Genomic DNA, 26,357 nt, shown 5'->3' with positions numbered 1-26,357 from the left:
TCAAGCGAAAGGTTCAGCCGGACCCTTCGATGGTTCGGTGAACCATTTCGGGCCGGTTTCGGTCATGTGGATATGGTCTTCCAGGCGGATGCCGAAGCGGCGGGGATAAACGATCATCGGTTCGTTCGAGAAACACATGCCGGGTTCGAGAACCGTGGCATTGCCACGAACGACATAGGGCTCTTCGTGGATTTCCAGGCCGAGCCCGTGGCCGGCGCGGTGCGGCAGGCCGGGCAGCACATAGTCCGGGCCGAGACCGTGTTTGGCGAGCACCTTGCGGGCCGCATCGTCGAGGCTGCCGCAGGTGGCGCCGAGCTTGGCAGCGTCGAACACGGCTTGTTCGGCCTCGCGCTCGATCGCCCAGGCGGTCGCAAATTCCTGGGTCGGCTCTTCCATCACATAGGTGCGGGTGAGGTCTGAATGGTAACCGTCAAGCCGGCAGCCGGTATCAACCAGCACGACATCGCCCGGCTGGTAGATCTGCTCGCCATCGGCGCCATGCGGCAGCGAGGTGGCGATACCGAAGGAGACGATGCAGAAGCTGGAACCGCTGGCGCCGAGCGCCTTGTGCTGCTGGTCGATGTAACGCACCACTTCGGAAGCCTTGACGCCCGGCTTGATGAAGGCATGCGCGCGGCGATGCGCTTCCAGCGTCAGGCCCATGGCATATTCGATCAGCGCGATCTCGGCTTTGGACTTGCGGATGCGCATTTCGCGCAGCAGCCGGCCGCCGTCAACCAGGCGGTCTTGGCCGAAAACGCCTGCAAGCTGATGATAAACGAAGAGCGGCAGGGAATCGTCGAGCGCGAGCTTACCGCCGGCCGACATCAGCGAAGCCACGAGTGCGGCGCTCGACTCGTCCTCCTGCCAGACAGCAATATCGCCAGGCAGATGCGGCAGGCTTTCGACGCGGCTTTCCTCGAAACCCGGCGCAATGAACGTCACCGAATTCGGCGTCACCAGCGCGCCGACGAGGCGCTCGCTTTGATGCCAGACGAGGCCGGTGAAATAGCGCAGGCTTTCGGTGGAACCGAGCAACACGCCGCCAAGGCCCTTTTCCGAAAGCGTTGCCTGCAGGCGCGCCAGGCGCTCGCGGCGCTCGGCATCGGTGATCTGCGGTACGGGATGGGACCAGGCCATGTTCGCTCCTCTACGAAGTGTATTCCCTATACATCTTTGTATTTAGTTTGTCGACAAGAACTTGCGGCACGCCGCGTCGCTGCCGGCAAACTATTTAGAAATCAGCGAAAACGGCCGATATCGAACGGGGTGAGATCAATCGAAGGCTTGCGGCCTGCAGCAAATTCGGCGACCAGACGGCCGGTCGCTGCCGATTGCGTGAGCCCGAGATGGCCGTGCCCGAAAGCATGGATGATGTTTGGCGAGCGGCCCGACGGTCCGATGACGGGGATGCAATCCGCCGTCGAAGGACGGAAACCCATCCACTGGCGCCCGCCTTCGGTCTTCAGCTCCGGCAGGAACATCTTGGCCTTTTTCAGCATCGCTTCGGAGCGCTTGTAGTTCGGCGCCAGTTTCAGGCCGCCGAGCTCCACCGCGCCGCCGATACGGATGCCGGTCGAGAGCGGTGTGACGACGAAGCCGTGATCGTTGAAATAGAGCTGGCGTTGCAGCGGAAAAGCTCCGGGCGGCAGTGTCGTGTTGTAACCGCGCTCGGTTTCCAGCGGTACGAAATCGCCAAGGCTCGCCGCCACCGATTTCGACCAGGCGCCACCGGCAAGAACCACGGTCTTCGCTTCAAGCGCCGGACCGTCCGCCAGGATCACGCGGGCGCCGGAAGCGGTCGGTTCGATCGCCTTGACGTCGCCGGCCCGCAATGTCGCGCCGCGCGAGATGACGTTGTCTACGAGGGCCTTGGTAAATTCGTAAGGGTCACCCACCTGCAGGCCATCGGGTGAGAAGATGGCGTGCTGGATATGCGGCGCGAGTCCCGGCTGGAGCTTCTCGATCTCGTCGCGGCCGATGCGCTCAAATCCGAAACCCGCCTTGCGCTTGCGCTCCCAGTCGGTGGAGGCGGAAAACAGGCTCGCCTCGCTGTCGTAGAGATCGAGCGTGCCGGTGCGGCTGACCATGTTGCCGAGGCCGGTGCGGTCGATGACATTCAGCCATTCGGCGCGGGCGAGCGGCATGATGCTCGCGTGGACCGCGACGGTGCGCTCAAAATTCGAACGGGCACTGGCGCGCCACAACCGCCAGAGCCACGGCACCATGTTGAGCGCATAGGATGGCGGCAGGCTGAGCGGGCCGAGCGGATCGATCAGCCACTTCGGTGCTTTGCGCATCATGCCCGGTGCGGCGATCGGGATGATTTCCGGAAAGGCGAGAATGCCGGCATTGCCGCTGGAAGCGCCGCGCGAGACTTCGCCGCGCTCGACGAACGTCACCGTGCGGCCATCCTGCTGCAGGTAATGCGCCGTCATAGCGCCGATAATGCCCGTGCCGATGACAAGCGCATCGATCGAGGGATTGGTCATGGGTCTGGTCCTTGGAAGCGAAGCGGGGTGCTATTGCACCGAAAGATCGATCGGGTTGTCGAGTTCGCGGGCGAGATAATCCTGGATCTGCCGGACGATCTGGGCGGCATGCTTGACGGCGAGCTTGTCGGCGAGATCCACGTCACGCGCCTCGATCGCGGCGATCATCTCTTCGTGCTCGTCGACATATTGCCGGGGCAGGCGGTCGTCGAAGGTGCGATAATAGAGCCTGAGGATACGGCGACCCTCGTCGAGCAGCCGGGCGAAGAAACCGGTATAATAGGCGTTGCCACCGAGATCGGCGATCGCCACGTGGAATTCGCGGTTGGCCTCGATCATCGCGAAAGCATCATGCGCTTCGACGGCCGCAGCAAATTCCTGCTGCCGCTCGCGGATCGTCGCCATCACCGCCGGCCCACCATGCATGGCAGCGCCTCTTGTGGTGACGCGGTACATCAGTGTCAGCGCGTCGAAGTAGGTGGGAAGCGAAGCGAAATCGATTGCCGCGACGATCGTATTGCGGTTCGGCAGCGTGGTGACCAGCCCTTCGCCGGAAAGCCTCAGCAGCGCTTCGCGGATCGGCGTGCGCGACATGCCGAAACGTTCGGAAAGGCGCACTTCATCGAGCGGACTGCCCGGCTGCAGCGCCATCGCCAGTATCTCGCGCCTCAATACTGTATAGACATTCTGGGTGCCCGAGCCGCGCGGACGAGGAGTATCTGCTTCTGCCACCTGCTTTTTCGCCATGCATGCCTCCGCTACGAGAACCGATGACTATTCATTGCATACATCTTGTCGACAGAAAATACCCACTTTGGGATTATTTGTGCAGGTTATAAAGCTTCCGGCTGCATTGAAAGCCGGTAAATTTGACGCTATATTGCGTCTGAAAGCGTGGCAAAGCGGCAGGAAAACATTTATGGCCCTTATGCAATATTCGGAAGCGGGTTTTTTCGCACCTCGCAAGATTGCCGAAATCCTGCGCACGACCAGTGAGGAAGTGGCCAGAACCGCAGGTCTCGGCAAGGATGCCGTGCAGCGCCGGGAGCGTGTCCATTCCGACAAGACGCAGCGTAGACTGCGGGAGATGATGGAAGTCGTCAACAAGGTCGAGCCACGTTTCGGTTCGGCGCTGATGGCCTATGCGTGGTACCGTTCGGAGCCTCTACCGGGCTTTTCCGGCCAAACGGCGATGCAATTGGTCAAGGCCGGTCGCGCCGACGACGTTCTCGAATATATCGATGCGGTGGATGCCGGCGTGCACGCCTGACCATGCGGTATCGCGGCCCGTTCTATCGCGCCCTCAACCCGGTTTATGCGCGCGAGCCTTTGTCCGGCAAGGGCGCGGAGCTTTATGGCGGCCGGTTCAATGCAAAAGGGGTGCCGGCGCTTTATGCGTGCCTGGCGGTCATCACCGCGCTGCGTGAGGTCAATCAGGTCGGCAGCCTTCAGCCGACGACGCTGGTCTCCTACGATGCCGATATAGAAAAGGTCTTCGACACGAGAAACGACGCCGCATTGAAAGCGGAGGGTGTCGATCATTCTCTCCTGGCCGATCCGGCGTGGCGTCACAGGATGAAAAAAGAGGGTATCGCCCCGACCCAACTTTTCGCACAAGAGCTGGTGCAAAAGGGATTTCAGGGCCTGCTGGTAAGAAGCTTTGCGCCCGGCTCGACCGCCGAGGATATCAATCTCGTCCTGTGGACGTGGGGAAACGAGCTGCCGGCGCGTATGACGCTGATCGATGACGAAAACCGTCTGTCGCGCTGAAAGCGTCAGTGCCGCATGTTCGCCGCCATGGCGATCGGCTTGAGCGGGAATTCGTCAAAGACCCGATAGCGGCGGCGGCCCATATTCTTGGCCTGGTAGAGAGCAAGATCGGATTGCGCCAGAAGCTGTTCGAACGGAGCCTCACCATAGCAAGGCCGACGGAGGCGCCGATATCGATGCCGGCTATGTCAACGTCGCTTCGGGTCGCCGCGGCTGCCTCGACCACTCGCTCCGCAAGGGCGCAGGCGTTGTCCATCGAGACATGGTCGAGGATGACGACGAATTCATCGCCGCCGGTGCGTGCGGCAAAGCCGTTTGTGGGCAGGATGGCGGCCAAACGGGCGGAAAAGGCGCGCAACACCTGGTCGCCGATATGATGCCCGAGCCGGTCGTTGACCTCCTTGAAATTGTCGAGGTCCACATGCAGCACGGCACTAAAACTTTCCGGCGTGCCGCGGGCTGCGAGAAACTGATTGAGGGCGTGGCGGTTCGGCAGGCCGGAGAGATAGTCGTGCAGGGCCGAATATTCGAGCAGCCGGTAGCTTTCTTCCAGCTGCTGGGCGCGGCGGATCAGCTCTTCCTGCATCAGCACGTCCGAGGTGACATCCCATTCCGCGCCGATATAGAACGGGACGCCGTTCTGATCCTCGTAATAATGCGCGCGGGAACGCAGGTACCGCACCTTGCCATCCGGCAAAAGAATACGGAACTGCGAGGAATAACTGCTCTTGGTGCGGATCGCATCGTCGAACTCAGCTGACGCCTGGTCGCGGTCCTGCGGGTGCACGTGATCGATCCAGACGATGGTGGCGTTGACTTCCACCTCGTAGATCTCGCAGAGGCGCTTGTCCCAGACCACTTCATCGGTCACGAGATTATGCTCCCAGATGCCGATCTGCGATGATTCCAGCGCAAGGGCAAGCTTGCGATAGAGCCGTTCCGCCCCTTCCGCTGTCCTGTCCCGAAACGCCTCCGTCGTCACTGATCGCTGCTCCCGTATCCGCGCTGATTCGATACGCTATGAGAAAGGATTGTACGACAAATGTGCAGTCCGAATTCTCATTCATGCGCTTTCAGACGTTTTCTCATGATATTCTAATGGAAGATTCTCAACAGGCTCTTGTCGAATACCCCTAAAATTGAGTGGTTTGTGCTGTTATCAGCCGGCCCGGTGACCCCAGAGGTTGACGACCAATATTCCGACGACAATGCAAAAGAGCGCCGCGACGTGGTGGACGTCGATCCGTTCGCCGAGCAACAGGATGCCGGCAATTGCGGCCAGCAACGGAGTGAGGAAGGTGAAGACGGAAAGCTTGGTCGCGGAATAGCGGGCGATCAGCGCAAACCAGACGAGAAAGGAAAGGGCTGCGACGATCACCGTCTGGTAGGCGAGAGAGGACCAGGCTAATAGCGAATGCGGCACCGGCAGGGGACCTTCGAAAGCGAGTGCTGCGCCGGTCAGCAGCAGGCATGACGTACCGAGCTGGTAAAGCAGCGTCTGGGCGGCGGGTGCCCGGCCAAGCCCGCTTAGGCGGATCGCCAGCGTCGTCATGCCCCACAGGATGCCGGCTGCGAGCGCGCAGGCGTCTCCGAGGAATTTGGTCGGATCGACCGAAACCGAGGTTCTCAGCACCAGAGCAGTGCCGACGAAGGCAATGACGATGCCGAGCCATCCCGCAGGAGACAGCCGTTCACCCGGCATGAGGAAATGTGCCCCGATAGCCACGACAAAGGGCGCCGTATAGAGAAGCAGGGCTGCACGGGCCGCGTCTGTATAACCCAGCGACAGATAAAGCAGGCCGAATTCGACGGAAAACAGCGTGCCGACGATGACGCCCGGCCAGAAGAGGCCTTTCATCCAGGTCAGTCCGGCATAACGAAACCAGCCGGCAAGAAGCGCTGTGGCACCGATTGACCGAATGGCCGATTGCCAGAACGGCGGCACTTCGGGAATGACCGCCTTGATGGAAATCTGCTGAAGAGCCCAGAGGGAGCAAAGGACAATCATCGCCAGAACGGCGAACGTATCGAGGGACTGTTTCCTGATCATGTTTGGATCATGCAGATCGCAGCGATTTCTGCCACCGGAAAATCGCTGTCGGAAGGGACATTCCGTCAGCCGGCGTTGACCTTTCTGCTGCCGGCGTCAAGATCGCGGACGATCTCGTGTGCGATCCATTTTCCGGCAATGATCGCGCCTTCGATATAACCGGGATAGGAGAGCGCAAGTTCGGACGAGGCGAAACGGACGGACGCCAGACCTTCCCGCAGGATGTCCTCGGTGTCGGGCGCATCGAGGCGGGTGACGACGTCACTATAGGCACCGTCGCTCCAGGGATCGTTCACCCAATCGCGAATGTAGATATCACGCGCGCTACCGCCTTGCGGGCCGAAAGCCGCCGTCAGCTGTTCGCGGATGAAATCGACAAGTTCTTCTTGCGGCCTTTTGTGCCAATATTCGGCCTCCGGTCCGCCGATGAAGATGACCTGGCCTGCATAGTCGCCGCGGCTGGCATCGCACGCATAAAGCCCCTGTGGCTCATGCCACATGACGGCGCCCGAAAGGCCCTTTTTATGCCAGAAAGGCTCGTCGTAGCTCACCAGCACCTTGATCGACAGCCCGGGGGACCAGGCACCGAGCGCATGAAGTAGGCGTTCGGGCAGGGCAGGGGCAAAATCGAGCTTGTGGATCATGACGGGCGGGACTGCAAGTACCAGCCGCCGGGCCGAAAAGCGCTCGCCGCCTGCTGTGACCGCAACGCTTGTGTCCGAATGCTCGATATGCGTCACGGGCGTGTTCAGTTTCAGCCGATCACCGAGCGTGGCTGCAAGCGTGTCAGCAACAGCATGCACCGTTTCCGGCAGAAACATCTCCATCTCGGAATAGGTATTGGTGATCCGCCGGTCGTTGGAGGCAAGCCAGGCGAAGGAGACCTCCTCGGGCGAGCGGCACCAAAGGCCTTTGATCAGCCGCAGAAAGCTTTTCCGGACGTCGGCTGACACATCCTCCTGGCGTGCCACCCAGTCGGCGACCGTCAGTTTTTCTAGTTCGGGATCATCGGGGCGGGTGGCGATCATTCGGTCGCGCAACGCATCAACCCCGCGCCAGCGCTCGTAACCCTGTTTCTGCGAGATCGGCGGCCGGTAGATGGTTTCACCGTCATAGTGGGTCATGACTGGCTTCCTGCCTTGGGCGGCGATCAGGCTCGTAAGTTCAACCATATCCCGGCAGAAGAACTGGCCACCGGTATCGACGCGGGTGCCGCCGGAAAGCACGGTGGATTCGACCTTGCCGCCGACCCGGTCGCGAGCTTCGAGAAGGACTATGTCCTTGTCTGCCGCGATCAGCTCGCGAGCCGCGGTCAGCCCCGTGAAACCTGCTCCGACGACGATGACATCCCGCTCGACCATTGCATTCGCCTTCCAATCGCTGGCAACGACATCCACTCCTGTCATTTATGCCGAGCAGGCCGCGCTGTAACGTCCTAAATTTGCCGACGATGTTTTGCCGCAGCGGCTTTCGTCGTGTCGTCTATTCTTCTGACCGGCCCGAAGCCTCGCGGTCACCGACGTATCGTTTGGCCAGCGGAAACGAGGGAAGCCAGGCCTCGCGGCGGATGGTCCAGAGTTCATAGGTCGGCGTCAGCTGGTCGGGAGCATCCAGCGATCCGAGATTGACCTCCGTCTCGTCACCGCTCAGCGAGAAAACCGATGAGCCGCAGCTTGGACAGAAGAACCGCCCGGCATAATCGCGCGCCTCACCCTCTATGGTTACGGCTTCTCGAGGAAATATCGCGGAAGCATGAAACAGCGCTCCGTGATGTTTGCGGCAGTCGAGGCAATGGCAGATGCCGACGCGGTAAGGGCGGCCCGATGCCACGAATCGGAGTTTGCCGCAAAGGCAGCCGCCGGTGAACCGATCCATATCGTGTCTCCTGATCCTCAGCACGCGAGAAATCTTACAGTGCCAAGGGTCGTCCAGGCAAATTACAGCCTGCCGCTTGGGCGAAGTGTCGAACGAGACCGCCTAAAAAAGCAGCTTTTCGGCTGGATGCGGCATTTTTAGCATAACTATTGGTGGAAAATGCTTGGCAGGGACCCTGCAAACGATCATTGTGGCGCCGGGATAGGATACCCGGAAACCCTGTTCGAGAAGAAAGTCAGGCAGTTGAGCAAGGCACCGAATGCAGCGGACAAAGAGGTAGGCAGGCGTATCCGCCTTCAGCGGCGGGAAAAGAAGCTGACCCAGCCGCAGCTCGCCCATTATGTCGGAATTACCTCGCAGCAGCTTCAGAAATACGAGAGCGGCATCAATCGCATTGCCGTCGGCAAACTGGTTGAGATCGCCACCGTGCTGAAGGTCGAGATGACCGTATTCTTCGACCGCATTCCCACCGTCACACCTTCCAATGACAATGACATTGAGAGCGCCAAATTCGATCTTACTCATGATGCGCTGCTGATGAGCACGGCCTTCATGCGCATTTCGAAGCCGGCGCTTCGCAAGCGGCTCCTGGAGCTGGTCCAGACTGTGGCCGCCAAGGAAGCCGAAATCGGCCTCCAGATGGATGAGCTTCGCCCGCAGCCGGTCCAGCAGCCGGCGGAGTGATCAGCCTCGAGACAATTCGTCTTCCAGCGCGATCTTCGTCTTGTTGCGGAAGATCGCGTTGAGCTTGGCGCTCTTCTGGTTTTCCGGAATGATGCCTTCCCAATCCAGCGAAAGCTGCAGCAGGGCCATGTTGGTCAAGTGGACCACCGTGGAAAGGTTGAGCTGTTCCGCCTCCTTGTTAACGGCGGAAAGCGTACGGAAAAGCCGGGCATAGGCATCGCCGGCGAGGTGGGGCTGTAGATCAATCATTCGCGCTTCCTTGCGGCGAGCCGATCTCGCCGCGTAGTTTTTCCCAATGGGCCGTTCTCGCGAACGTCCAGGGGAAGTTCCTTTCAGAATTGTCGATAGCGTCCAACCAGGACAGGACGGCAATCGCATCCTCGCGTTTCAGCTCCACCTTGTGGAGCCTGATGTCGCCGAAGATCGCCGCGGCCCGCAGGGGGTCTGCAAAGTCGCAGCGGTCGAGGATCGTTTTGTAGGTTCGCTCGGTGTAGTGCATGAAATTCGCCGTCAGGAAGAAACGCTCCCGTTCTACGGCGGTGATCAATCCCATGCGTGCGAGCTTGTGCATTGTGGCTTCAAAATCGACGCGTGGCATCGAGAGCGGCATCCAGCCCAGGTCTTCCGGACCGTGGATCAGCGCCACCGCTTCGTCGTCGATCAGGCGGCCGTCCGCATAGTCCTGATAGACCCTGCCGATGCCGACCATGCCGAAGCTTTCGCATTCGGCAGCGCGAAGTGCGCCCATGCTCGAACCGCCGCCAACCTCGATGCCGCAGCTCAGAGCGTAGAGGATTTCCTTGTGCCAGACGGACGCGGATTCACCGAAATATCCGTCGATGAGAGCTATGGCGCGGGCGCCGTCATCGACGGCCTTGAGGATATCTCCGCGGGCGGCCGGGCCGCGAAATACGAGCGCCGGATACTGTCGCTGCATCGCGCGGAAGGAGGAACCGAGGCTGGGGCCAACGAAAACGACTTTCAATGCTGCGACCTCCGGATGGTGTTTGCCGCCCGGATGCCGAGCTGCATGTACTGGCCGAAAAGCTCGACCTCCAGGCCGGGAACGATCACACGCACGACCGAGACCGGCAGGCCGGCATCCTGCATCGGCACGGCGATGACCTGCCGGATGCCGGCGAGCTTCAGCCGCCCGAGCAGGTGTCTGATCGTGCCATCGATCGATGCATGACGGCTGGCGCCGATATCCAGGTCGCGATAGGGCCGCACCCGCTCTGAGGACAAGGCGAGCAGCTTCCCGAGCCCATTGTCGGCACGCATATGCTGGTAGATGCGGGGCGAAAAATCGTCACGGCTGCCGGCGATTGCCGTCAGCCTGCTCTGGGCGGCTTCGGTGATGGCCCGCAACATGGCGCGCACCGGATCCGGATGGCAGCCACAACCGCCGCAAATCTGGCTCCAGCGTGCATCCGCCCGCTTTGATGTGGAGTCGGGAATAAGAACCGCCAGGAAAGCAGGCACTTGCAGGTCCGTCGTCATATCGAGCAGTACGAGCTGCAGGCCAGCCTCGCGAATGCGGCCGAGCATGATGTCCAGCACGGCGTCTTCGACCGTCGAGGGGTCTACGAGGCAGTCAGCGAGTTCACGTTCGGATTTCAGCTGGGCGATCGTCCAGGCGTCGCGCTCGATCAGTTCGCACAGACCGTGCAGCAGAGCTTCGGACTGCGTATTGCCGGAAGCGAGCCCGTCGCTCGACTGCTCGAAGCCGGCCGGACGCTCTCCGCGATGGTCCATGCCTGCCAGCCACCAAGGCACCATGACCTGCTGTCCGGACAGGACATCGAGACCGCCGACCCAGGGGATGGAGCCGCTGCCGATCTCGGCGGGCACGCATCGCGCCGTGGAGTGTAGGTCGATCATCGGGGTGCCGGACGATGCGATCTCCGCAACGGTCGCAGAGGTCATGACGGGAGGGGCGATTTCCGCAATGCTCGTTTCGAGCGCTTCCATGGCAGCAGATGCGCGGGCGGCATCGGGATCGACGCCTTTGCCCTGAAAGACCGACAAAGTGTAGCTGTTCGGCCGCGTCGCGAAAGCGACGGGAATGCCGACGGTATCGAGCCCGGTCAGGAAGCCGACGCGGGTGATGCCGAGTTCGCGGAAGAACGGCTGGATAGCTTCGAACGTGGCGGCGGGCGAAATGCGGCGGTCGTGATAGCTGCTGAAACCTTCCTCGCGAAGCGTCAAGGAAGCTGCAAAATTCTGGATCGTCTGGAGCGAAGGCTGAAGCTGCATGGTCATATCCGCCCTGCGGAGCCTCCGGTTGCCGGGATGTCCACTGACGGGAATGCGCTGAAGCGCGTCATGCCTGTCAAAGGTCGTCGACCCATCGTGTGCCCGCTCCTGTCAAAACTCCGATACCGATCAAGAGACCAGAGCGACCGTGACTTGGGCGTGACAGGCCCGGCAGAGGCAGTGGGTTGGTGTTGAAAGGATGCGTGACAGAGAGGGTATTCGACGGCCATTAGCGACCGCCGATGCAAGCGAGACACGCCCGGAGCAGCCGGCATGGCCCCAGGCAAGACGCATTACTGGTATCTCATCGCATGGGTAACCTGGGCGAGCGCATTCGGCGCGATCTCGATCTTCTGGCCGAGAACGGCTTCGGCGGCAGCGGAAAACCGCAGGGTCGGAGCCGAGCCGGTGGTTTCAGTCTTGGATGCCTTGAACTTCGTTTCCATGTTTCTCTCCGCGATTGGGCAGCATGAGGCTGCGTTGCAACGCGAGAGCATCACACCCGGTGTTATTTCGGCGTGACAGGGGGGCTTATGTAAATCGGGCGTTTTTCACGCCAATTTGTAAATGTCACGCCTGATCAGGAAAGACCGGCGCGTTGCAGGCCCTCGATCAGCAGCTCGGAATGGCCGGGATCGCGATCGGGCACGAAATAACGGATGTCTTCGCTGCGGAAATCGGGGAAATTCTCCCGTACGACAGCCGCATATTTGCGCGCCGAAACCGCGTTGCCGGCCATCGCTTGGCTGGCGGCGAGCAGGCGGGATGTCGCGTGCTGGTCCTTGACGGGATCGAGGGTTTCGATCGCCTTTTCGTATTCCTGGCGCACGTAATGGGTGGAGCCGAGAATCCAGTAATAATAATCAGGCGGCAGCGGGTTCAGCTTGAAGGCGGCGAGCCCGAGATCCAGCGCCTTGTCGAGATCGCCGGCATGCGAAAGCGCATCGGAATAATCGATCAGCACGTCCGCATCGCTGGGATTGAGGTTCTGCGCCTCCTCGAACAGGTCAAGGCTTTCGTCGAACCGGCGGCGATAGAGCGAGACGAAGCCGAGTTCGCGATAGGCGCGGCCGCTGCCCGGATCGAGGCTGCGGGCAGCGCGGGCCGACTGGTTGGCGATATCGAGTAGCTCGTGATCCTTCATGCCGCGCACCAGCCATTCCATGCCGAGCGAACGGGAAACGCCGGCATGGGCCGGCGAGAAGGTGTCGCAACGCTTGACCGCCGATTTGAACCATTTGCGCGCCTGCCGGAGCTGCTGCAGGTCGGTGCCGGCCAGATGACGCTTGCCTTCGAGATAAAGCCGGTAGGCGGAAGGGTCGACATCGTCGAGCGAAGTTGTCAGCTCGTGCCGCTCGATGACGTCGGTGAGCGACGCCGCGATACGGCGGGCAAGGCTGCCGAGCGACATGCGCATGCGCTTCACGTCGAGCGGCAGATCGATCGCCCATAACACTTCGCCGGTCGCAACCCGCGTCAGCCGGCAAGTCGCCGTGATGTCCTCGCCGTCGCCCTGGATGGTCACATAGACAGAATAGTCGAATTGAAGGTTGCTGAGCGGTGAAGCGGCGCCATGGCCGCGGTTCGCCAGTTCGAAGCTGGTATGCGCGGCAATGATCTTGAAAACGCGCTGGTGGCTGAGCCCGATCGTAACGTCTTCCAGAAGCACCCTGCCGAGCCGCTGCACCAGCGGGTCCTGCATGATCGTCTCAGGGGGCAGGATGACGACGCGGGGCTGGGCGGGAATGATCCGTTCCAGCGGTGATTGCGGTTTATCCGCGGTCGTGGCCGGCCGCATGTCGACGATGCCCAGTTCGCGGGCAAGCTGCATGGTGGCGGGTGTCGGTGCCGTGGAGAAGTCGGCGCGAAGCTGATCGCGGCAGCGTGCAAAGACTTGGCGGGCGGCTGTAAGATCGCCGCGCCGCGCATGATGGTTCATCAGCGCCCGGGCTGCGCCCTCATGGGCGGTATCGAGCTCGACAAGCCGCTCGGCCAATCGAGGCAGTGAGGGAGAGTGTCGAATGGAGGCGTCGGCCAGCAGGCCATCGATCAACGTAACGCGCCGGTCCGTAATCTTGCGGCGTGCATCGGACAGCCAGTCCTCGGCGCCACCGGTCGGCGTTTCCGCCGATTCCAGTAATTCCCCATGAAATAAAGGCTGTTCGAAGCTTACTGCCGCCGCGGCGCCCATCAGGGTAACGAGATCGCATTCGAGATCAGGCAGGGCGAGCTGCAGCGTTTCGTTTTCCGTACGGACAAGCGCGCCGGCATGGGTGCCGAGCGCCTTGGATATGCGCGCGAGCAATTGTCGGAGGCTGTTGGCGCGCTTTTCAGCCTCATCGGAAGGCCAGAGCAGTCTCCGGACGGTCTCCCGATCCAGTTTTGCCTGCGGCGCCATCGCCAGCATGGCCAGCAGAAAATAACCCTTTTCCGGCAAGGCGATAGCTTGTCCGTCAAGCATGGCAGACGGGCGGCCCAGCAATCGGATTATTGTTATATTACTCGCCGACATTCTGTTTATACTGAAAGCCGAACCGGTTGTTCCGGCTTTACTGCTCTATGGCTGCGCGCGGTTGCAATATTGAAGCTTGCTTGCTCTGTATTAAAGACAGGTCGCACGAGCTTCGTCAAATTTATCTCGGCACTTTATCTCGCTTCACCACATTTTTTTTGGATTTTGCGCACCAAAGTTCTATCAATAATTGTTTATCGGTGCTTTTGCATCCTATCCGTCAGCGGCGACGAACGTTTTCTTGTCAGGCCCACTGACGAGCATTGACAGCCATCACGGCTTCGGTATTCTGTTATTAAATTGCTTATAACATAATAACGGAACAACGAAACGGGAGCTATCAATGAGAATGAAACTCGCATTCCTCGTCGCCACCGCGCTTGTCGCTATGCCATCCTACATGATGGCGCAGGAAAAGGGCGGCGTCATCAATGTCGCAACGATCGGCGAACCGCCGACGCTCGATCCGATGACCTCGACGGCCGACCTTGTCGGCATCGTCACGCAGCACATCTTCGAAACGCTCTATACGTTCGACAAGAAATGGAACGTCACGCCGCTGCTCGCCGAGAGCCTTCCGGAGGTGACCGCCGACGGCAAGACCTATACAATCAAGCTCAGGACCGGCATCAAGTTCCATGACGGCAGCGACATGGCCTCCGACGACGTCGTCGCCTCGCTGAACCGCTGGATCAAGCTCGCCTCGCGCGGCAAGCAGGCTTCGGGCTTCATCGAATCCGTCACGGCTTCCGATCCGGCGACCGTCGTCATCAAGCTAAAGCAGCCCTATGCGCCGCTCGCTTCGCTGCTCGCTTTCAACAACTCCGCTGCGATCATCATCCCGGCCGAGAAACAGGCCGACACGATGACCGATTTCATCGGCACCGGCCCTTACATGCTGAAGGAGCGCAAGGCCGACCAGTATATCCAGCTTACCCGCTTCAAGGATTACAAGGCTCGCTCCGGCGACAGCGACGGTTATGGCGGCGCGCGCAAGCAGTATCTCGACGAAATACGCTTCGTGCCGGTGCCGGATGCCAATACCCGTGTCGAAGCTGCCGTTTCCGGCCAGTACGACTATGTCGATAGCCTGCCGGTCGAATCCTTCGATAAGCTGAAGGCTTCCAAGGCGACCCAGCCGCTGCTCCTGAAGCCGTTCGGTTATCCGGTCTTCGTCTTCAACACGGCTGAGGGCAATACGAAGAATGTCGCAGTGCGCAAGGCGGTCCGCCAGGCACTAAGCATGGAAGACATGCTGGCCGCCGCTTTCGGCAGCAAGGATTTCTACGCGCTGAACGGCAATATCTACCCGGCTCCCTATACCTGGGCGACGGATGCCGGCGTGAAAGGCAATTACAACGTCGCCGATCCGGAAGGTGCGATGAAGGCTGCGAAGGCTGCCGGTTATGACGGCAAGCCGATCCGCATCCTCACCAGCCGCCAGTACGAGTTCCATTACAAGATGGCGCAGGTCGCCGCCGAGTATCTGAAGCTCGCCGGTTTCCAGGTGGACATGCAGGTCGTCGATTGGGCAACGCTCACCCAGCGCCGCACCGACAAGGCGCTCTGGGACATTTACATTACCCACAGCCCGTTCCTGCCGGAACCGGCACTGATCGGTTCGTTGTCGGCAAGCTCGCCGGGCTGGTGGGATACGCCGGCGCGCAAGTCGACCGTGGATGCCTTCTCGGCGGAATCCGATCCGGCGAAGCGTGTCGCGCTCTGGGCCAATGTCCAGAAGGCGGTCTATGACGAAGCGCCGTTCATGAAGATCGGCGACTTCAACGCCGTGTCTGCGATGTCGACCAAGCTCTCGGGCGTTGATCCGGCTCCGTGGCCGTATTTCTGGAACGCCTCGATCAAGAAGTAATATCCTCCCGGATGGCGGGTGCCGGCCTCGGCCGGCATCCGCTCCCGACCGTGTCCGCTTGAAGGACAGGCAAGCGGCATAGGAACCGCCCATGATACGTTACATCCTCCAGCGCCTCGCCGGCATGATCGTCGTGATGTTCCTCGTCGTCACGATCGTCTTCGTGATCGTGCGCGTAACGCCCGGCGACCCGGCGGCCGTAATGCTCGGCCCCGATGCGACCCCGCAGGATGTCGCCGACCTGCGCACCAAGCTCGGCCTCGATCAGTCTATCCTGATCCAATACGTCTTCTATATCGGCCAGCTCCTGAAGGGCGACCTCGGCCAGTCGATCTTCCTCAACATGCCGGTCACCTCGGCGCTGCTGGATCGTGCAGAACCGACCTTCTTCCTGACGATCTTCTCGCTGGCAATCGCCAGCATCATCGCCCTGCCGATCGGCATCTATGCCGCCTACCGGCGCGGCTCGTTTGTCGACCAGGCCTCGACGACGATCGCCATGCTTGCCGCCAGCATTCCGAGCTTCTGGCTGGGCCTCATCCTGATGCAGTTCTTCGCGGTGCGGTTCAACATCTTCCCGGTCTCCGGTTACGGCGGACCGGGCGCGAGTTTCGCGACCCGCATGTATCATCTGACGCTGCCGGCCTTCGCGCTCGGCCTCGTTTCCTCGGCGCTGATCCTGCGCTTCACCCGCGCCTCGATGCTCGATGTTCTGGGCGACGACTACATCCGCACTGCCCGCGCCAAGGGCCTGATCGAACGCAAGGTCATCCTGAAACATGCGCTGAAGAATGCGCTGATACCGATCCTCACAGTACTTGGCCTGACCGCCGCCGTGCTGATTTCCGGTGCCGTGGTGACGGAAACTGTCTTCGGCCTGCCGGGCGTCGGCAATCTCGTCGTCTCCGCAGTCCTGCGCCGCGACTATCCGGTGATCCAGGGCGCGCTGCTGGTCATTGCCGGCCTTTACGTTCTCATCAATTTCGCGATCGACATGCTTTATCTGCTCGTCGATCCCCGTGTCCGTTACTAAGAGGGGAGGGCCACCGATGACCGATATCGCCACCACCGCCCCGAAGCCCGCAAGCGAGACGGCAAAATTCCTGCGCCGCCTGTTGAAGCGCAAGACCGTCGCTGCAGGCCTGATCGTGCTGACGATCTTTATCCTGCTCGCGGTGCTCGCGCCCTGGATCGCGCCCTATTCGCCGTCCAAGCTTTCGATCGTCAATCGCTTGAAAGCGCCGAGCGAGATCTATTGGTTCGGCACCGACGAATTCGGCCGCGACGTCTTTTCGCGCACGATCTATGCGGGACGGCTGTCGTTGCTGGTCGGCGCTGCCGTCGTGACTTTGTCTGCTGTGATCGGCGTGACGCTCGGCCTGCTAGCAGGCTTCTTCCAGAAACTCGATACGCCGATCGCCAGACTGATCGATGCAATGATGGCGTTTCCGGATATCCTGCTCGCCATCGCACTGGTTGCGGCGCTTGGCCCATCGTTGACGACCGTCATCATCGCGCTGTCGATCGTCTATTCGCCGCGTCTCGCCCGTATCGTCCGCGCCTCGACACTGGTCATCCGCGAACTGCCTTACGTGGAAGCGGCCAAGGCGCTCGGTATCTCTACCTTCCACATCATGACGCGCCACGTGCTCCGAAACCTCGTGTCGCCCATTCTGGTGCAGGGCACGTTCCTGTTCGCCAGCGCCATGCTCGCCGAAGCCGGCCTTTCTTTCCTCGGCCTTGGTGTCAGCCCTGAAATCCCGACCTGGGGAACCATGATCGCCGCCGGCCGCCAGTATATCGGGCAAGCCGACTGGATGACCTATTTCCCGGGCTTTGCCATCATTTTATCCGTGCTGTCGCTGCAAATGGTCGGCGATGGATTGCGGGACATGCTCGATCCCAGACTTCGAAAGGACCTCTGATATGACCGGTGAAAAAGCGGGCAAGCCGCTCCTCCTCACCAATGTGAAGCCGATGGCTTTTGGTGCCGGCTCTCCGGATGCCGCGACCGACATTCTCGTTGGCGCCGACGGCAAGATTGCCGCCATCGGTCCGCAACTCGCAGTTCCGGCCGATGCCGAACGCGTCGACGGCAAGGGTGCCTGGATTTCCCCCGGTTGGGTCGATCTTCACGTGCATATCTGGCACGGCGGCACGGACATCTCGATCCGCCCGTCCGAATGCGGCGCCGAGCGCGGCGTCACCACGCTGGTCGATGCCGGGTCCGCCGGTGAAGCCAATTTCCACGGTTTTCGCGAATACATCATCGAACCGTCGCGCGAGCGCATCAAGGCCTTCCTGAACCTCGGTTCGATCGGTCTCGTCGCCTGCAACCGCGTCGCGGAGCTGCGCGATATCCGCGATATCGATCTCGACCGCATTCTCGAATGCTACGCCGAGAACAAGGAACATATTGTCGGCATCAAGGTGCGTGCGAGCCACGTCATCACCGGTTCCTGGGGCGTCACCCCGGTCAAGCTCGGCAAGAAGATTGCCAAGATTCTTAAGATCCCGATGATGGTGCATGTCGGTGAGCCTCCGGCGCTTTACGATGAAGTGCTGGAAATCCTCGGCCCCGGCGACGTCGTCACCCATTGCTTCAACGGCAAGGCCGGCTCTTCCATCATGGAAGACGAAGACCTGTTCAACCTGGCCGAACGCTGCGCGTCGGAAGGCGTGCGCCTCGATATCGGCCATGGTGGCGCATCCTTCTCCTTCAAGGTGGCGGAAGCGGCGATCGCACGCGGCCTGCTGCCGCACTCGATTTCGACCGATCTGCACGGCCATTCGATGAACTTCCCGGTCTGGGACCTGGCGACCACCATGTCCAAGCTGCTCTCGGTCGGCATGCCCTTCGATAAGGTCGTTAACGCCGTCACCCACGCGCCGGCGGAAGTCATCAAGCTCGACATGCAGAACCGCCTGTCGGTTGGTAGCCAAGCCGATTTCACCATCTTCGACCTCGTCGATTCCGATCTGGAAGCCACAGATTCCAACGGTGACGTTTCGCGCCTGCAGAAACTATTCGAGCCGCGTTATGCGGTCATCGGATCGGAGGCGATCACATCGAGCCGCTATATTCCGCGCGCCCGCAGACTTGTCCGTCACAGCCACGGTCTTTCGTGGCGGTGAGCGGTATTTTTCAGAAATAAGGCATGACAGGAGTTTACGTGAACACGTCTCCAGCAAAGGCTGCACCGGGTCTGACACCTGCAGCACAAAACCCTTACGATCGGCTGACGGCGCTTGGCATCACCTTGCCGCCATCGCCGCCGCCGATCGCCAATTTCGTCACGCATGTGCGCGAGGGCAACATGCTTTACCTCTCCGGCCAGGGGCCGCGCGAGGCGAACGGTCACCTTTATTCCGGCAAGGTCGGCGGTGACGTGACCGTCGATCAGGCCTACCAGCATGCGCGGCTGACGGGCATCAACCTGCTCGCGGTCATGCACGATGCGCTCGGCGATCTCGGCCGGGTCAAGCGGGTGGTGAAGCTGCTCGGCATGGTCAATGCCGTGCCGCATTTCGAGGATCATCCGAGCGTCATCAACGGCTGCTCGGACCTGTTCATCGAAGTGTTCGGGGAGGCAGGCCAACATGCCCGCTCCGCCGTCGGCTTTGGTTCGCTGCCCGGCAATATCACCGTCGAGATCGAGGCGATCGTCTCGCTAAAGGACTAAAGCAATTCCAGCAAAAGTGAGAACCGGTTTTGCGTCCGGAATTGCGGAAAACATAGAGGGAAAGCATTTCTGCAGGAAATGCTCGAAGGAGACCGGCTCAGTGGTTGCGCCAGCCCATCAGCTTTTCGATCCTTTGTGCGGCGGCACGTACGTGTTCCGCATAACGGGTTTCGTCGGAAACCACCTTCTGTTCCGGCAGTACGATGGAAATGGTCGCGACGCACTCGCCGCTCCGGTCGCAGACCGGCGAGGCGATGCAGGCCACCGCGTAGTCGGATTCCGCCACCTGGATCGACAGGCGCTCGTCAAACGCCTTGCCGGCGGAGTCGGACAGCGTGCGTGCGTCGATCTCGGCGCGGCCGGTGGGCGAGGTTCGGGCGCAGCGCTTGAAAAGCTCGATCCGCTCGCCTTCCGCCAGATGCCCGACGAGCAATCGGCCGGATGCCGTCCAGTTGAGCGGCACCCGGGTTCCCACGCGCGAGGCGACCTGATAATGGCTCGGGCCGTCCGCCATGGCGAGCACCAGCATGAAATCGCCGTCGCGGCCGCAGACCTGCACGGTTTCGCCCGCTTCGCGGCAAAGGTCGTGCATTTCATGGGTGGCAACACTCATGAAATCCAGCGAGCGGGCGTAAGCGAGGCCATAATGGTAAAGCCTTGCGCCGAGCCAGATCGAGCCGTCCGCATTGCGGGCCAGCATGTTCTTTTCGACCAGATCGTCGATGATGACATAGACGGTGGACAGCGGTGCCTTGACCGCCTTGGCGATCGCGTAGGCCCCGGCAGGCGAACCGGTTTCGTACAGATAATCAATCACCTGCAGCGCACGGTCGATGCCGCTCACACGCGAGCGGCGCGCGCCTTTGCCTTCGGTTTCTTCCGGGGAAGCGGCGTCTTCGGAAAATGCTGCGGGAGAAGTCTTCGCGTCCAAATCAAACGCTCCTTATCTGAATTTGGGAGCCTATTACATTACTATGGTATAGCTGTCGATGATAAATTGCAGCGGCCAGCATCTGGAGAGAGATAGAATGTCCGAGGATATACGCACCAAGATCGGGCTTCGCCCGGTGATCAACGTTTCCGGCACGATGACCAGCCTCGGCGCATCGATCGTGGTTCCCGAAGCCGTCGCGGCGATGGCGGCGATCCTGCCGCAATTCGTCGAGGTGAACGACCTGCAGCGCAAGGCAAGCGCCATCATCGCCCGGTTGACGGGCGGCGAGGCGGGTTTCGTCACGGCTTCCTGCTCTTCCGGCATCAGCCTTGCGGTCGCCGGCGCCATCACTGGCAACAACCTGCTTGCCATCGAGAAGCTGCCGGATGTCGTATCGGAGAAGAACGAAGTGCTCGTCCAGATGGGCCATGTGGTGAGCTACGGCGCACCGGTGGATCAGGCGATCCGGCTTGCCGGCGGCAAGGCGGTACTGATCGGTCAGGCGACCTCGACGCACCGTTACCATATGGAAAACGCCATCACCGAAAAGACGGCAGCCGCCGTTTATGTGGTGTCGCATCATGTGGTCGATTACGGCCTGCTGAACCTTATCGAATTCGTCGAGATCGCCCATGCCAAGGGCGTGCCGGTCATCGTCGATGCGGCCTCCGAATATGACCTGAAGCTCTTCCTGGCGCAGGGTGCGGATATCGCTCTCTATTCCGGCCACAAGTTCCTCGGCGGCCCGACCTCGGGCATCGTTGCCGGCAAAAAGGAGCTCGTCCGCAACGCCTTCTTGCAGAACATGGGCATCGGCCGCGGCATGAAGGTCGGCAAGGAAAGCATTTTTGGCGTGATGGCGGCGCTGGAAGCCTGGGAAAAGCGCGACCATGCCGGTATCCGCGAGCGAGAGACGGGCTATCTCAACCTCTGGAAGGAAACGCTGGATGGCCGCCCAGGCATTACCGCGCTGATCGAGCCGGACCCGACCAACAACCCGCTCGACCGCATGCGGGTGATCGTCTCGGCGCCGGAAGCGCATATCACCGCCTGGGATCTGGCTTCGGCCCTCGGCCGCGGCGAGCCGCCGATCATCGTCCGCGATCACGAGGTGGAGCATCACTATTTCTACCTCGACCCGTGCAACCTGCATCCGGGACAGGAGAAGATCGTCGCGACGCGGCTTTCGGAGGAGCTCGACAAGGCGCGGGCTTCGAACGAGATCATCGCGACGCCAATCGAGAACCGCAGCAAGCACCGGTTCGACGGGATGCTGCGCTGGCCGGATTGAGGCTTTCCCTTCTCCCCTTCGGGGAGAAGGTGGCCCGAAGGGTCGGATGAGGGGGCAAAGCCTGCAAGGCTTATAATTGAGCGGTGCGCCGCGCAGCCCCCTCACCCGGCCTCCGCTATGCTCGGCCGCCCTCTCCTCGAGGGGAGAGGAGAAGCGGCGGACGTTGCTGCATACTTCCCTTCTCCCCAGTGGGGAGAAGGTGCCGGCAGGCGGATGAGGGGGCCACTCCCTCAAACCTTGCGACAAGCAAATAACAAGGGAACGACCATGACCACCACCGAAGCCAAAGCCGTCATCCCGGTCCTGTCCGTCCAGAACCTCACCACCTCGTTCAACGTGGATGGCGAATGGAAGCCGGTGGTGCGGGACGTTTCCTTTTCCGTCGCGCCGGGCGAGACGGTGGCGATCGTCGGTGAATCCGGATCCGGCAAGTCCGTCACCTCGCTTTCCATCATGCGCCTGCTGCAGGAGGGTACGAGCCGCATCGAAGGCAAGATTCTGCTCGGCGGACACGACCTTCTCGCTCTGCCCGAACATGAAATGCGCAAGGTGCGCGGCAATGACGTGTCCATGATCTTCCAGGAGCCGATGACGAGCCTCAACCCGCTCTTCACCATCGGCGACCAGATTTCCGAGGCGCTGCTCTGCCATAAGGATATGTCGGCGGCGGAAGCCAAGGCCGAGACCATCCGACTGCTCGAAAAGGTGCGTATCCCTTCTGCCGCCTCTCGTTTTGACGAATACCCGCATCGCTTTTCCGGCGGCATGCGCCAGCGCGTCATGATCGCCATGGCCCTAGCCTCTAAGCCGAAGCTCTTGATCGCCGACGAGCCGACGACGGCGCTCGACGTGACGATCCAGGGCCAGATTCTCGACCTCATCAAGATGCTGCAGGACGAGGAGGGGACCTCGGTCCTGTTCATCACCCACGACATGGGCGTGGTGGCCGAAATCGCCGACCGAACCGTTGTCATGTATCGCGGCGAGCAGGTGGAAACCGGTGAGACGGCCGATATCTTCCATCGCGGCAAGCATCCCTATACACGTGCGCTGCTATCCGCGGTGCCGGTACTTGGCTCGATGCAGCAATATGAGCGGCCGCTGCGCTTTCCGGTCGTCAACAACGCCACCGGCGCTTCCGATACGCCGGTCGAGGTGCCGGATACGGTCGCGAAGGATAAGCCGATCCTTGAAGTAAAGAACCTCACCAAACGTTTCGACATTCATTCCGGTCTGTTCGGGCGCGTCAGCGGCCGGGTGCATGCGGTCGAAAACGTCTCCTTTGATCTCTTCGCGGGTGAAACCCTTTCGCTGGTGGGGGAATCCGGTTGCGGCAAGTCGACGACCGGCCGCGCCATCATGCGGCTGATCGAGCCGGAATCCGGTTCGGTGAGGGTCGAGGGCCGCGATGTGCTGGCGCTCGATCGGCGGCAGATGCGCGAGATGCGCAAGTCGGTCCAGATGATCTTCCAGGACCCGTTCGCGTCGCTTAATCCGCGCATGACGGTGGGCCAGGCGATCGCCGAACCTTATCTCGAACACAAGATGGGCACATCGAAAGAAGCCAAGGACATTGTCGCCGACATGCTGCGCAAGGTCGGCCTGACGCCGGATATGGCAAGCCGTTATCCGCACGAGTTTTCCGGCGGCCAGCGGCAGCGCATCTGCATCGCCCGGGCGCTGGCGCTGCAGCCGAAGGTGATCGTCGCCGACGAGAGCGTCTCGGCGCTCGACGTGTCGATCAAGGCGCAGGTCATCAACCTGATGCTCGACCTGCAGCAGAGCCTCAACCTCGCCTTCCTATTCATCTCACACGATATGGCGGTGGTGGAACGCGTCAGCCATCGTGTGGCGGTGATGTATCTCGGTGAAATCGTCGAGATCGGCCCGCGTGCCTCCGTCTTCGGCAATCCGCAGCATGACTATACGAAGAAGCTGATGGCCGCCGTGCCGGTGCCGGACCCTGACCGCCGGCGGGAAAAGCGTGCAGGGGCCGCCGACGAACTGAAGAGCCCGATCCGCGCGGCGGATTATGTTGTGCCCATGAGAGAGTTCCGGACCGTCTCGGACGGACACCTTGTCGCCGTTTAAAGTGGCGGTCGGAAGGCCGTCTCAGGCTTGGCTGAAAGCCTCTGGCGGTCAGAGAGCCCGCCGGGCCAGTGCATGCTCGACACCGGCCTCGATATGCACCGTCAAAATCTTGATGGCGGTCTTCTGGTCACGCTTCAAGGCTGCGTCCAGCAGTTGCTGGTGCTCCCTGGAGGCGATTTCTCCACGATAGGACAGCGCGACCATCTGATATCGCAGGTATTTGTCGAAAACGGCGGAATGAGTTTCCATCAAAAGCTTTGAGCCGCAGGCCGAGATTAGCGCCTGATGGAATTCCCAGTCATACCGTTTCCAGTCTTCCGCGCGGCTGGTATCGCCCGTCGCCATCAGCTGTTCCATCCGGGAAAGCTTGTAATGCGTGGCGACAAGCCGCGCTTCCCATTCCATCTCGCCGCGTTCGAAGGATTGTTCGAGCGCGTGGGTTTCGAGAAGCAGGCGCAAGGCGGCGATTTCCCTGAGGTCGGTCGCCGAAATCGGCGAAACCTCGAAACCGCGCTGGCCTTCGGCAACCACCAGGCCTTCCGAAGAGAGCCGGTTGAGGATTTCGCGCAGCGTGCTGACGCTGGTCTCGTAGGTTTCCTTGAGCGAATCGAGCTTCAACTTCTGAGCCGGCGGCAGGCGTCCGAAAATGATGTCGGCACGGATGCGCCGGTAACTGGTTTCGGCAACGGTTTCGGTGGTGATATCCGGCAACATTCGATCTTCTCAGATGTTTTCACGATCCTCATAGATCATGTGATTTTCTAAATCTATTTCAATCTTTATCGAATGAGGCTGCGATGAAATTCCTCATAGGATTTCTCCTTATCGCATCGGCATGCCTTCCGGTCGCAAGGCCTTCTTGAGCGCTGCAATCCGGAAGATGGCGTTGGGTGCGCCATAACCCGCATAACCGCGTCGCTCGACGATTTCGAAGAAGAAACCTTCTCCATAGGTCATGCTGTAGAGCTGGAAATATTCGCCCTGATCGTCACGGTCGTAGAGGATATTTTCCGCCTTCAGCCGCTCGGTGAGTTCCGGCTCGAGCCCGAACCGGGCTTCGACATCGCCGTAATAGTTCGGCGAGATGGCGAGCGGTTTGAAGCCGTTCTTTCGCAGAGCTTCGGCGGTGGCAAAGATATCGTCGGTATGGAAGGCGAGGTGCTGGACACCGGAGCCGAACTTTTCCGCGATGAAATGCCCGGCCAGCGTGCGCCGGTTTTCCGCGCCGTTCAGCGTGATGCGCAATGCGCCATCCGTGCTTTCCACCACCTGGCTGCGCACGACGCCGGCCGGATCGATAATGTCGACCATCGGCGTTTTGCGCATCTCGAAGATCGAGGTGTAGAACAGAAGCCAGGTCAGCATCTCGTCATAGGCGACCGTCTGGGCGATATGATCGACCCGGATAAGGTGAGCGGGTTCGATAGCTTGATCCTCATCGACCGTTACGAAATCGATCTCGGAAAACCGTCCGAGTTCGCTCTTGCCATCGATCAGATAGATCAATCCGCCGCCGACCCCACGGATCGCCGGGATCCTGACCTCGCCTTCCGCCACCGGCTGTTCGAACGGTTCGGCGCCGAGCGCTATTGCCCGGTCAAGAGCCTTCTGAGCGTCGTCTACCGAAAGCGCCATGGCATAGGCGGAAGTGCCATGCACGGCGAAGGAGGCATTGGCGAAACCCTTTTCGTCGGTGTTTACGATCAGCCGGATATCCCCCTGTGCGTAGAGATAGACTTTCTTTGTTCGGTGCTTGGCAATCTTTCGAAATCCCAGCGTTTTCAGGATGCCGATGAGGTCGGCCGCATCCTTCTCATCCGCTGAAAACTCCACAAAGCCGACGCCCTTTACCGGGGCGCGATCCGGCATCGGAGCGACCGTCAGTGTCGTCACATTCGGGCTGCGGCGCACCTGGTCGCCGAGATAGATCAGCGAGCGATGGCCATCGGCTGCTATCGAGCGCGTCGAGCCGCCGCGGAACTGGTCGTTGAAGATTTCCAGCGAGAAATAGCCGTCGTAACCGGTCTCGGCGATGGCGGTTGTGAAGGCTGTCACCGGCAGATCGCCTTCGCCCGGCATGTTGCGGAAGTGGCGCGACCAGTAGAGCAGGTCCATGTCGATCAGCGGCGCATCGGCCAGCTGGACGATGAAGATCTTGTCCTTCGGGATCGAGCGGATCGAATTGATATCGATCTTGCGTGACAGGGTGTGAAAGCTGTCGAGGATCAGGCCGATATTGGCATGATCGGCGCGGCGGACGATTTCCCAAGCGTCGCGATGGTCGTTGATATGCTTGCCCCAGGCAAGCGCCTCATAACCGACCTTCAGGCCCCGTTTGGCGGCGCGGTCGCCAAGCTCGCGAAAATCGTCGGCCGCGCGGTCGATGCCGCCGAGCGAGACGGGTGAGACGTTTGAGCAGACGAGGACGAGATCGGTGCCGAGTTCCTGCATGATGTCGAATTTGCGCTCGGCGCGGTCGAACGTGCGCTGGCGCAGATTGGCGGGCATGCCTTCGAAGTCGCGGAAGGGCTGGAAGAGGGTGATCTCCAGGCCGAAATCGCGGACCATCTGCCCGACATCCTTCGGGCTGCCGTCAAAGGCCAGAAAATCGTTTTCGAAGATTTCGACGCCATCGAACCCGGCGCTGGCGATTGCCTCCAGCTTCTCCGGCAATTCACCGCTGATCGACACTGTCGCGATCGAGGTCTTCATTCTGATCTCCTCCAACCAGGCTCTTGTTTTCCTCACCCTGCCGGAGCAGGACGGTTTCATACTTTATGGATCAATGTTCATGCCGAAAATGATTTTATCATAGATTATCAAAAAACTCTGTTGATTTAAAGATGCTC

At 60.7% G+C, this 26,357-nt stretch carries 25 protein-coding genes; 10 read left to right on the top strand and 15 right to left on the bottom strand.

The annotated features are described in order from the left end of the window. The 3 genes from KX729_RS11710 to KX729_RS11700 all read right to left on the bottom strand — a co-directional run bounded on the left by KX729_RS11710 (position 1) and on the right by KX729_RS11700 (position 3,239). Complete coding sequence (locus KX729_RS11710; protein ID WP_219742648.1) at positions 1–1,140, bottom strand: M24 family metallopeptidase; 1,140 nt, start codon at positions 1,138–1,140, stop codon at positions 1–3. Between the two features lie 101 nt (positions 1,141–1,241). Further along, positions 1,242–2,492: an NAD(P)/FAD-dependent oxidoreductase gene (locus tag KX729_RS11705; protein WP_219742647.1), complete on the bottom strand. Its 1,251-nt coding sequence runs from the start codon at positions 2,490–2,492 to the stop codon at positions 1,242–1,244. 30 nt (positions 2,493–2,522) lie between these two features. Continuing rightward, a complete protein-coding gene (locus KX729_RS11700; protein WP_219742646.1) occupies positions 2,523–3,239 on the bottom strand; it encodes a GntR family transcriptional regulator in 717 nt (238 codons plus the stop codon). A gap of 172 nt (positions 3,240–3,411) precedes the next feature. Here KX729_RS11700 and KX729_RS11695 point away from each other — a divergent pair, with 172 nt between their 5' ends. Continuing rightward, positions 3,412–3,762: an MbcA/ParS/Xre antitoxin family protein gene (locus tag KX729_RS11695; protein WP_219742645.1), complete on the top strand. Its 351-nt coding sequence runs from the start codon at positions 3,412–3,414 to the stop codon at positions 3,760–3,762. 2 nt (positions 3,763–3,764) lie between these two features. Next, positions 3,765–4,262: an RES family NAD+ phosphorylase gene (locus tag KX729_RS11690; RefSeq protein ID WP_219742644.1), complete on the top strand. Its 498-nt coding sequence runs from the start codon at positions 3,765–3,767 to the stop codon at positions 4,260–4,262. On the opposite strand, the gene KX729_RS11685 is transcribed toward KX729_RS11690, so the two are convergent. The 4 genes from KX729_RS11685 to KX729_RS11670 form a co-directional block, all read right to left on the bottom strand. Further along, a complete protein-coding gene (locus KX729_RS11685; protein WP_219742643.1) occupies positions 4,180–5,244 on the bottom strand; it encodes a GGDEF domain-containing protein in 1,065 nt (354 codons plus the stop codon). The genes KX729_RS11690 and KX729_RS11685 overlap by 83 nt on opposite strands. 177 nt (positions 5,245–5,421) lie before the next feature. Then, on the bottom strand, positions 5,422–6,312 hold the full coding sequence (locus KX729_RS11680) for a DMT family transporter (RefSeq protein WP_219742642.1): 891 nt from the start codon (positions 6,310–6,312) through the stop codon (positions 5,422–5,424). 65 nt (positions 6,313–6,377) lie between these two features. Then, the gene (locus KX729_RS11675) at positions 6,378–7,673 is read right to left on the bottom strand and encodes a flavin monoamine oxidase family protein (RefSeq protein WP_246617558.1); all 1,296 of its coding nucleotides are present in this window, start codon (positions 7,671–7,673) and stop codon (positions 6,378–6,380) included. Between the two features lie 121 nt (positions 7,674–7,794). Next, positions 7,795–8,187, bottom strand: a complete 393-nt coding sequence (locus tag KX729_RS11670) for a GFA family protein (protein WP_219742640.1) — start codon at positions 8,185–8,187, stop codon at positions 7,795–7,797. Positions 8,188–8,430: 243 nt separating this feature from the next. Here KX729_RS11670 and KX729_RS11665 point away from each other — a divergent pair, with 243 nt between their 5' ends. Beyond that, the gene (locus KX729_RS11665; RefSeq protein WP_219742639.1) at positions 8,431–8,871 is read left to right on the top strand and encodes a helix-turn-helix domain-containing protein; all 441 of its coding nucleotides are present in this window, start codon (positions 8,431–8,433) and stop codon (positions 8,869–8,871) included. On the opposite strand, the gene KX729_RS11660 is transcribed toward KX729_RS11665, so the two are convergent. The 5 genes from KX729_RS11660 to KX729_RS11640 all read right to left on the bottom strand — a co-directional run bounded on the left by KX729_RS11660 (position 8,872) and on the right by KX729_RS11640 (position 13,639). Continuing rightward, on the bottom strand, positions 8,872–9,120 hold the full coding sequence (locus KX729_RS11660) for a hypothetical protein (RefSeq protein WP_219742638.1): 249 nt from the start codon (positions 9,118–9,120) through the stop codon (positions 8,872–8,874). It abuts the gene before it with no gap. Further along, positions 9,113–9,856, bottom strand: coding sequence for a TfuA-like protein (locus KX729_RS11655; protein ID WP_219742637.1), 744 nt, complete (start codon positions 9,854–9,856; stop codon positions 9,113–9,115). The genes KX729_RS11660 and KX729_RS11655 overlap by 8 nt, the downstream gene beginning before the upstream one ends. Further along, the gene (locus KX729_RS11650; protein WP_219742636.1) at positions 9,853–11,127 is read right to left on the bottom strand and encodes a YcaO-like family protein; all 1,275 of its coding nucleotides are present in this window, start codon (positions 11,125–11,127) and stop codon (positions 9,853–9,855) included. The genes KX729_RS11655 and KX729_RS11650 overlap by 4 nt, the downstream gene beginning before the upstream one ends. A gap of 293 nt (positions 11,128–11,420) precedes the next feature. Then, positions 11,421–11,573 (bottom strand): hypothetical protein, encoded by a 153-nt coding sequence (locus tag KX729_RS11645; protein WP_219742635.1) that lies wholly within the window; start codon positions 11,571–11,573, stop codon positions 11,421–11,423. 134 nt (positions 11,574–11,707) lie between these two features. After that, positions 11,708–13,639, bottom strand: a complete 1,932-nt coding sequence (locus KX729_RS11640) for an AfsR/SARP family transcriptional regulator (protein ID WP_219742634.1) — start codon at positions 13,637–13,639, stop codon at positions 11,708–11,710. 343 nt (positions 13,640–13,982) lie between these two features. Here KX729_RS11640 and KX729_RS11635 point away from each other — a divergent pair, with 343 nt between their 5' ends. From KX729_RS11635 to KX729_RS11615, 5 genes are all read left to right on the top strand, one after another. Further along, a complete protein-coding gene (locus tag KX729_RS11635; protein WP_219742633.1) occupies positions 13,983–15,509 on the top strand; it encodes an ABC transporter substrate-binding protein in 1,527 nt (508 codons plus the stop codon). A gap of 91 nt (positions 15,510–15,600) precedes the next feature. Next, complete coding sequence (locus KX729_RS11630; protein ID WP_219742632.1) at positions 15,601–16,542, top strand: ABC transporter permease; 942 nt, start codon at positions 15,601–15,603, stop codon at positions 16,540–16,542. Positions 16,543–16,558: 16 nt separating this feature from the next. Next, a complete protein-coding gene (locus KX729_RS11625) occupies positions 16,559–17,434 on the top strand; it encodes an ABC transporter permease (RefSeq protein WP_219742631.1) in 876 nt (291 codons plus the stop codon). Position 17,435: 1 nt separating this feature from the next. Continuing rightward, the gene (locus KX729_RS11620) at positions 17,436–18,644 is read left to right on the top strand and encodes an amidohydrolase/deacetylase family metallohydrolase (RefSeq protein WP_219742630.1); all 1,209 of its coding nucleotides are present in this window, start codon (positions 17,436–17,438) and stop codon (positions 18,642–18,644) included. 23 nt (positions 18,645–18,667) lie between these two features. After that, positions 18,668–19,192, top strand: a complete 525-nt coding sequence (locus tag KX729_RS11615; protein WP_219742629.1) for a RidA family protein — start codon at positions 18,668–18,670, stop codon at positions 19,190–19,192. 97 nt (positions 19,193–19,289) lie between these two features. On the opposite strand, the gene KX729_RS11610 is transcribed toward KX729_RS11615, so the two are convergent. Further along, complete coding sequence (locus KX729_RS11610; RefSeq protein WP_219742628.1) at positions 19,290–20,123, bottom strand: IclR family transcriptional regulator; 834 nt, start codon at positions 20,121–20,123, stop codon at positions 19,290–19,292. Between the two features lie 97 nt (positions 20,124–20,220). On the opposite strand from KX729_RS11610, the gene KX729_RS11605 reads away from it, so the two are divergent. Together KX729_RS11605 and KX729_RS11600 are read left to right on the top strand one after the other, a co-directional pair. Next, positions 20,221–21,417, top strand: a complete 1,197-nt coding sequence (locus KX729_RS11605; protein ID WP_219742627.1) for an aminotransferase class V-fold PLP-dependent enzyme — start codon at positions 20,221–20,223, stop codon at positions 21,415–21,417. Between the two features lie 267 nt (positions 21,418–21,684). Beyond that, positions 21,685–23,508: an ABC transporter ATP-binding protein gene (locus KX729_RS11600; RefSeq protein ID WP_219742626.1), complete on the top strand. Its 1,824-nt coding sequence runs from the start codon at positions 21,685–21,687 to the stop codon at positions 23,506–23,508. A gap of 48 nt (positions 23,509–23,556) precedes the next feature. Here the strand turns inward: KX729_RS11600 and KX729_RS11595 are convergent, their stop codons facing one another. Together KX729_RS11595 and KX729_RS11590 are read right to left on the bottom strand one after the other, a co-directional pair. Continuing rightward, on the bottom strand, positions 23,557–24,222 hold the full coding sequence (locus tag KX729_RS11595) for a GntR family transcriptional regulator (RefSeq protein ID WP_219742625.1): 666 nt from the start codon (positions 24,220–24,222) through the stop codon (positions 23,557–23,559). 108 nt (positions 24,223–24,330) lie between these two features. Continuing rightward, positions 24,331–26,220, bottom strand: coding sequence for a bifunctional sugar phosphate isomerase/epimerase/4-hydroxyphenylpyruvate dioxygenase family protein (locus KX729_RS11590; protein ID WP_219742624.1), 1,890 nt, complete (start codon positions 26,218–26,220; stop codon positions 24,331–24,333). Between the last annotated feature and the right edge of the window lie 137 nt (positions 26,221–26,357).

Source organism: Neorhizobium populisoli (assembly GCF_019430945.1).
Lineage (GTDB): Bacteria > Pseudomonadota > Alphaproteobacteria > Rhizobiales > Rhizobiaceae > Neorhizobium > Neorhizobium populisoli.
This window is presented reverse-complemented; position numbering and strand designations above follow the sequence as displayed.

Bases quoted from the DNA above. Each gene is read 5' to 3' on its own strand.
- KX729_RS11705 (WP_219742647.1), bottom strand. From the start codon at position 2,492: ATGACCAATCCCTCGATCGATGCGCTTGTCATCGGCACGGGCATTATC.
- KX729_RS11650 (WP_219742636.1), bottom strand. From the start codon at position 11,127: ATGCAGCTTCAGCCTTCGCTCCAGACGATCCAGAATTTTGCAGCTTCC.
- KX729_RS11595 (WP_219742625.1), bottom strand. From the start codon at position 24,222: ATGTTGCCGGATATCACCACCGAAACCGTTGCCGAAACCAGTTACCGG.
- KX729_RS11680 (WP_219742642.1), bottom strand. From the start codon at position 6,312: ATGATCAGGAAACAGTCCCTCGATACGTTCGCCGTTCTGGCGATGATT.
- KX729_RS11645 (WP_219742635.1), bottom strand. From the start codon at position 11,573: ATGGAAACGAAGTTCAAGGCATCCAAGACTGAAACCACCGGCTCGGCT.
- KX729_RS11640 (WP_219742634.1), bottom strand. From the start codon at position 13,639: ATGTCGGCGAGTAATATAACAATAATCCGATTGCTGGGCCGCCCGTCT.
- KX729_RS11615 (WP_219742629.1), top strand. From the start codon at position 18,668: ATGACAGGAGTTTACGTGAACACGTCTCCAGCAAAGGCTGCACCGGGT.
- KX729_RS11590 (WP_219742624.1), bottom strand. From the start codon at position 26,220: ATGAAGACCTCGATCGCGACAGTGTCGATCAGCGGTGAATTGCCGGAG.
- KX729_RS11670 (WP_219742640.1), bottom strand. From the start codon at position 8,187: ATGGATCGGTTCACCGGCGGCTGCCTTTGCGGCAAACTCCGATTCGTG.
- KX729_RS11625 (WP_219742631.1), top strand. From the start codon at position 16,559: ATGACCGATATCGCCACCACCGCCCCGAAGCCCGCAAGCGAGACGGCA.
- KX729_RS11605 (WP_219742627.1), top strand. From the start codon at position 20,221: ATGTCCGAGGATATACGCACCAAGATCGGGCTTCGCCCGGTGATCAAC.
- KX729_RS11630 (WP_219742632.1), top strand. From the start codon at position 15,601: ATGATACGTTACATCCTCCAGCGCCTCGCCGGCATGATCGTCGTGATG.
- KX729_RS11620 (WP_219742630.1), top strand. From the start codon at position 17,436: ATGACCGGTGAAAAAGCGGGCAAGCCGCTCCTCCTCACCAATGTGAAG.
- KX729_RS11660 (WP_219742638.1), bottom strand. From the start codon at position 9,120: ATGATTGATCTACAGCCCCACCTCGCCGGCGATGCCTATGCCCGGCTT.
- KX729_RS11710 (WP_219742648.1), bottom strand. From the start codon at position 1,140: ATGGCCTGGTCCCATCCCGTACCGCAGATCACCGATGCCGAGCGCCGC.
- KX729_RS11675 (WP_246617558.1), bottom strand. From the start codon at position 7,673: ATGGTCGAGCGGGATGTCATCGTCGTCGGAGCAGGTTTCACGGGGCTG.
- KX729_RS11690 (WP_219742644.1), top strand. From the start codon at position 3,765: ATGCGGTATCGCGGCCCGTTCTATCGCGCCCTCAACCCGGTTTATGCG.
- KX729_RS11635 (WP_219742633.1), top strand. From the start codon at position 13,983: ATGAGAATGAAACTCGCATTCCTCGTCGCCACCGCGCTTGTCGCTATG.
- KX729_RS11695 (WP_219742645.1), top strand. From the start codon at position 3,412: ATGGCCCTTATGCAATATTCGGAAGCGGGTTTTTTCGCACCTCGCAAG.
- KX729_RS11600 (WP_219742626.1), top strand. From the start codon at position 21,685: ATGACCACCACCGAAGCCAAAGCCGTCATCCCGGTCCTGTCCGTCCAG.
- KX729_RS11700 (WP_219742646.1), bottom strand. From the start codon at position 3,239: ATGGCGAAAAAGCAGGTGGCAGAAGCAGATACTCCTCGTCCGCGCGGC.